Source organism: Okeania sp. SIO2F4, assembly GCF_010672385.1.
Lineage (GTDB): Bacteria > Cyanobacteriota > Cyanobacteriia > Cyanobacteriales > Microcoleaceae > Trichodesmium.
Map to the genome: position 1 here is coordinate 1 of NZ_JAAHGT010000815.1, position 4,484 is coordinate 4,484.

Below are 4,484 nucleotides of genomic sequence, written 5' to 3' on the forward strand. Positions count from 1 at the left end.
TATAAATCCATGACTTACACAGAACCACCATATCTAGTAGGGGCGATTCGCGAATCCCCTCTACAGATGGTGTATGACTGAATATTGTGCGTAAGTCCTGAAATCAATAAATAATGAACAAGGTTGATTAACACTAAATTAGTTAGTTGTAGGTTGGGTTGTTTAATCCCCCCAAACCCCCCTTTGAAAGCTATGCTTTATAAACATCTTTCTTAACATAAAACTTGACAAGTTCAGTCAGTTATGCATGAGTATTGAATCAGCTTTTTTCTGAGAAATAGTGTATTGAACTAGACATAAAGAAGTGAGAAATGCAGATAAGATTCTTACTCCCCCCTCTTCCCCCTCTTCCCCCTTTCCCCACCCTCCGACAAGGTTTTCAGGAGTTCCTTATCAGGGATAGCTTTGAAAGGGGGGCTTAAATCGTAGTAGGTTGGGTTGAGGAACGAAACCCAACAAAACCCAACAAATTAAATTCAAAAGTCTCTGTTATTGTTGGGCGATCGCTAATGAAGACCTCTCCCCAACCCCTCTCCTGCTTTTGAGAGGGGCTATTCTCCCCGTTCCCTTGCAGGGAACGGGGTCAGGGGGTTAGGTTTTACCTATTTTACCGGACAAACTTTGGCATAACTTCAGCAGCAGTAAATAAACCATAAATACCTCTGCGATATAAGTCTACTCCTGCTTTCAAATAACCAAACGCCGGACCGCAAACATTAGCTGCCATACTTGTTTCATCCCCTAATGTAAAAGTATGGGTAGAAATTTTGCCTTCAAAAGTACGACCAGTCACCTGAACATTTGTACTTAAAGGTTTTTTCGGGTTGCGAGTATCCACAATACCTCCTACTGTAACCCGATCGCGATCGCAAATTCCTGCCAACTCCAACATAATATCGTCAGCGTGTTCCATATTCTCCAATTTCAATAAACCATTTGTCTCTTCTAACAAAGCTTCCACCTCAGCATCAGTCATTGCCTTAGCTTTTTCCACATCATATCCCGGCAAATGGCCAATATCCTCGCGAATTGTGGCGCGGTAAGCTTCCCAATTAGCAATACCTACTCCAAAAGTAATTTTTACACTATGAATTTCCGCATAACTCTGAGCTGCTACAGTTGCTGCTGCGGTTAATAAACCAGGAGTTGCCCCACAACCAGTCATATAAGTAATACCCGCAGCTTGTAGATCATCTTTGAGGGCCAATAATTGTTCGACAGCACTGGTTCGTTTAATGGCATCCACCAATACCCCCCGCCAACCAGCAGCAATAAATTGTTTAGCGACATTTGCCATAAAAGTATTAGGCAAATTAGGAAGGGCCAGAAAATAACCATCTACACTATCAGCTACTTTAATTAATTCCTCAATGCTCTGGTTACTTAAAACGCCACCAGATTCTAAATAGCCTAAAGACCCTTGGTTATTGTACATAGTCATACACTGGTCAGGATTTAATCCTTGACGGTTGTAGACATAACCTTTTTGGTCGGCAGCAGCAACCAAGGCCATTTCTTGTTTGGGTGTAAGTACCCTAGCTGCGGCTTGTCCCAGACCACCGAAACCTAAAACACCTACATGGATTTGATTATTGGAAGTTATAGTTTGTCTTGTGTTCATGGCATTTAATTTAATTGGACAGACTTTTATGGTCAAAATAATTGGGTCTAAAACCCTGCCTTTCAATCAGTTCGCCTCCTAGGTCAGAACTGCGTTAATAGTTATTAATTAAATCTTTTTTCTAGTTTGATCGACATAATCAAGTAATAATTTAATTTATGACTTCTGACTTCTGATTTATGAATTTTGACTTCATTGAATTGCTCCTTAGTATTTCCAATCAATTAACTGTCTAAAAAATCTCTTTGCAATTATTAGAAATTAAGAAAAATTAAATAATTCAAAACCTAATTTTTACTAAGAAAACATAAAAATTATTCAAGATAATATATTCAGCCTTTATTCTAAAGGAAGAGAGAAGAACAAAGAAGGCTTTAGTTATCTGGGAGATAGGATTAATTACTGATATTCTATTGATTCTCCTAGGTTGTTCTACGCAAACAGCTATTCGATAAGTTCTAACAGTCATGGCAACTGCAATATATCAGCTTAACCTAGAAAATCATTTGTATTTTCAACGGATACTTGACCGACAAATCCCAAAATACTTATTGGATAAGAAATATCAGATAGAAATATTTTCTATAACAGCCTAAGTGATATTTGTCAAGAACTTTTAGTTTGAAGTTTTGTTACATGACTCACTAGGCTATCTTCTTGATCCCAATATTTCCTCGTACCTTGGTCCACTATCTTGACGGTTTTCAAAATATACGCCAAACTTAACAAATAACTGATGTACTGCTTCAGATTATAATAACTTTTGTTAAGAAATGATTCGTTATCTATCAATTAGTAAAAATTGATTTAGATTAAAAGCAAGTCATTTAAAAAATCAAGAAGCAACTTCAGCAGATATCACTTTGAAAAAATTGGTATCTTTGTATATTTCGATAACTGTTCATTATTAATCTATGAACATGGAAACTTTAGAGTTCATCATTCATCCAGATGGTCGCGTACAGGAAAAAGTTACTGGTATTGTCGGTGCATCCTGTACAGAAGTAACTGCTGCAATTGAATCTGAGTTAGGTATTGTCTTAACTCAAGAGTCAACTTCTGAATACTTTGCTCAACAGCAGCATCAGTCTGATACTGCTAGGACGCAAGTTTCTTCTTTTAGCAGTTACTAAAATTTTTTTTCTTGTTGAGTTCAGTTTATTTCTCTTAGAATTACTATGTCACACTTTAGTCAAATCAAAACTCAAATTCGTAATCTGAAGTCTTTGCAGTCTGCTCTGACAGATTTAGGTATTGACTGGAAATCAGGTCCAACAGAAGTTCGGGGTTATCGCGGACAAACTAGCACTGCTGAAGTGGTCATAGAACAAAATAATGGGTATGACTTAGGATTTGTCTGGAATGGTAATGAATATGAGCTGGTTGCCGATCTACAATTCTGGCAACAAGCATCGTCTGTAGATCGCTTTATTAATATGGTGACTCAGCGCTATGCTTTCCAGACTGTAGTTAATGAAACTGCTAAACAAGGATTTCAGGTTACTGAACAGCAAAAAAATAAAGATGGATCTGTCCGTCTAGTTGTTCAACGTTGGAGTGCTTAAATAGCAGTCGTCATTCAAATGTGGGTTGGGTTTTGCTGTGCAATATATTTGCGGAGCATTCCGTAGGAAAAAGCATTAGCGAAACCTAACAACTATTACAATACAAAATTATTAGTAGTGTATGTTGGATCGATCGCCGAAACCCAATCTACAAAGCTTATAGATATATAGATAATAATATTAATTTTTGACAAAATGTTAGATTTTCCTACATCCTCCCCTGAAGCTAACACAGAACGTTCCGGTTTTGAACCGGAACTTGGTGGGATATTACGGGATGCTCCCGAACGTTCTGGTTTTGAACCCGAACTTGGTGGAGTGTTGCGACAAAAAGGGGTTTACGTTGATGAAATTACCTGTATCGGTTGTAAACACTGCGCTCATGTTGCTCGTAATACTTTTTATATAGAACCAGAACATGGACGCTCGCGCGTTTTTGAACAAGATGGCGACTCTGAAGAATTAATCCAAGAAGCGATAGACACTTGTCCTGTTGATTGTATTCACTGGGTTGATTATACCAAACTGAACACTCTCGAAGAAGAGCGCAAGTATCAGGTCATTCCTATTGCTGGGGGTCCCATGGAGGGTCAAGCGCGTATTGCTAGTCATAGACGCAAACAGAATGGGAGTAAAAAGAAAACGGATTTGATATGACTTGCGCGTAACGCTTATATATCCTGTCCGATGGGTGACAAGAAGTCGCAGTCTGGCAATTATAGCAGTCGAAGCAAAGGTTAGGACATTTATAAATTATCAAACTCATTCAAGGATTACTTTTTACCGAATAATTACAGCGGTTTTCATTTGGTGAGACCACAGTAGGGGCGAATCGCGATTCGCCCCTACACGATTTTTGCTTGTGAAGATGTGGTTCATCAAGAGCGAAAAGCGCTGTAAGGTTTAAAGTCTGCTCTATAAAACTGATACAAAGCGTCATATAATGTGACAACTTGATGTTTACTTCCTGCTGTACGGACGTTGCATGCAACGTCCCTAAGGCCGTCGGCGGTTACTCATTCACAGGCATTCACGGGTCTTGCCCAACCGCATAAGAGTGAGTTTACACTTGTATTTAAGTCTTTGTCAATAGAAACGACTGCCAGAAATGTTTAAGCAGTGATTAGAGCAGAAGATACAAATCTCACACTCATTACTACTAACGCGCGGGAGATAATATCGTTTTATATCGCTTACATACGTAAATTGTCAACTAAGTCAAAACTCTCCTTTGAAGGAGAAACAAGCGGTCGGCAAGCGGAGCATGACCTAGGATGGGATGGCGAGGTCTCTTCGCA

At 38.9% G+C, this 4,484-nt stretch carries 5 protein-coding genes; 4 read left to right on the forward strand and 1 reads right to left on the reverse strand.

Annotated features, from left to right (window positions below):
- Positions 1-607 precede the first annotated feature (607 nt).
- A complete protein-coding gene (bioU, locus tag F6K22_RS33180) occupies positions 608-1,621 on the reverse strand; it encodes a (S)-8-amino-7-oxononanoate synthase BioU (protein WP_293108162.1) in 1,014 nt (337 codons plus the stop codon).
- A gap of 467 nt (positions 1,622-2,088) precedes the next feature.
- On the opposite strand from bioU, the gene F6K22_RS33185 reads away from it, so the two are divergent.
- The 4 genes from F6K22_RS33185 to F6K22_RS33200 all read left to right on the forward strand — a co-directional run bounded on the left by F6K22_RS33185 (position 2,089) and on the right by F6K22_RS33200 (position 3,843).
- Positions 2,089-2,217, forward strand: a complete 129-nt coding sequence (locus tag F6K22_RS33185) for a hypothetical protein (protein ID WP_293108165.1) — start codon at positions 2,089-2,091, stop codon at positions 2,215-2,217.
- 324 nt (positions 2,218-2,541) lie between these two features.
- Entirely contained in the window at positions 2,542-2,754 is a 213-nt protein-coding gene (locus tag F6K22_RS33190) for a DUF2997 domain-containing protein (RefSeq protein WP_293058200.1), read from the forward strand.
- A 45-nt stretch (positions 2,755-2,799) separates the two neighbouring features.
- Positions 2,800-3,186, forward strand: a complete 387-nt coding sequence (locus tag F6K22_RS33195) for a DUF1257 domain-containing protein (RefSeq protein WP_293108167.1) — start codon at positions 2,800-2,802, stop codon at positions 3,184-3,186.
- Between the two features lie 195 nt (positions 3,187-3,381).
- Positions 3,382-3,843 carry a ferredoxin gene (locus F6K22_RS33200; protein ID WP_293108170.1) on the forward strand — a complete coding sequence of 154 codons (462 nt, stop codon included), beginning with the start codon at positions 3,382-3,384 and terminating at the stop codon, positions 3,841-3,843.
- The last annotated feature ends 641 nt before the right edge of the window (positions 3,844-4,484 follow it).

Bases quoted from the DNA above. Each gene is read 5' to 3' on its own strand.
- bioU (WP_293108162.1), bottom strand. From the start codon at position 1,621: ATGAACACAAGACAAACTATAACTTCCAATAATCAAATCCATGTAGGT.
- F6K22_RS33185 (WP_293108165.1), top strand. From the start codon at position 2,089: ATGGCAACTGCAATATATCAGCTTAACCTAGAAAATCATTTGTATTTT.
- F6K22_RS33190 (WP_293058200.1), top strand. From the start codon at position 2,542: ATGGAAACTTTAGAGTTCATCATTCATCCAGATGGTCGCGTACAGGAA.
- F6K22_RS33195 (WP_293108167.1), top strand. From the start codon at position 2,800: ATGTCACACTTTAGTCAAATCAAAACTCAAATTCGTAATCTGAAGTCT.
- F6K22_RS33200 (WP_293108170.1), top strand. From the start codon at position 3,382: ATGTTAGATTTTCCTACATCCTCCCCTGAAGCTAACACAGAACGTTCC.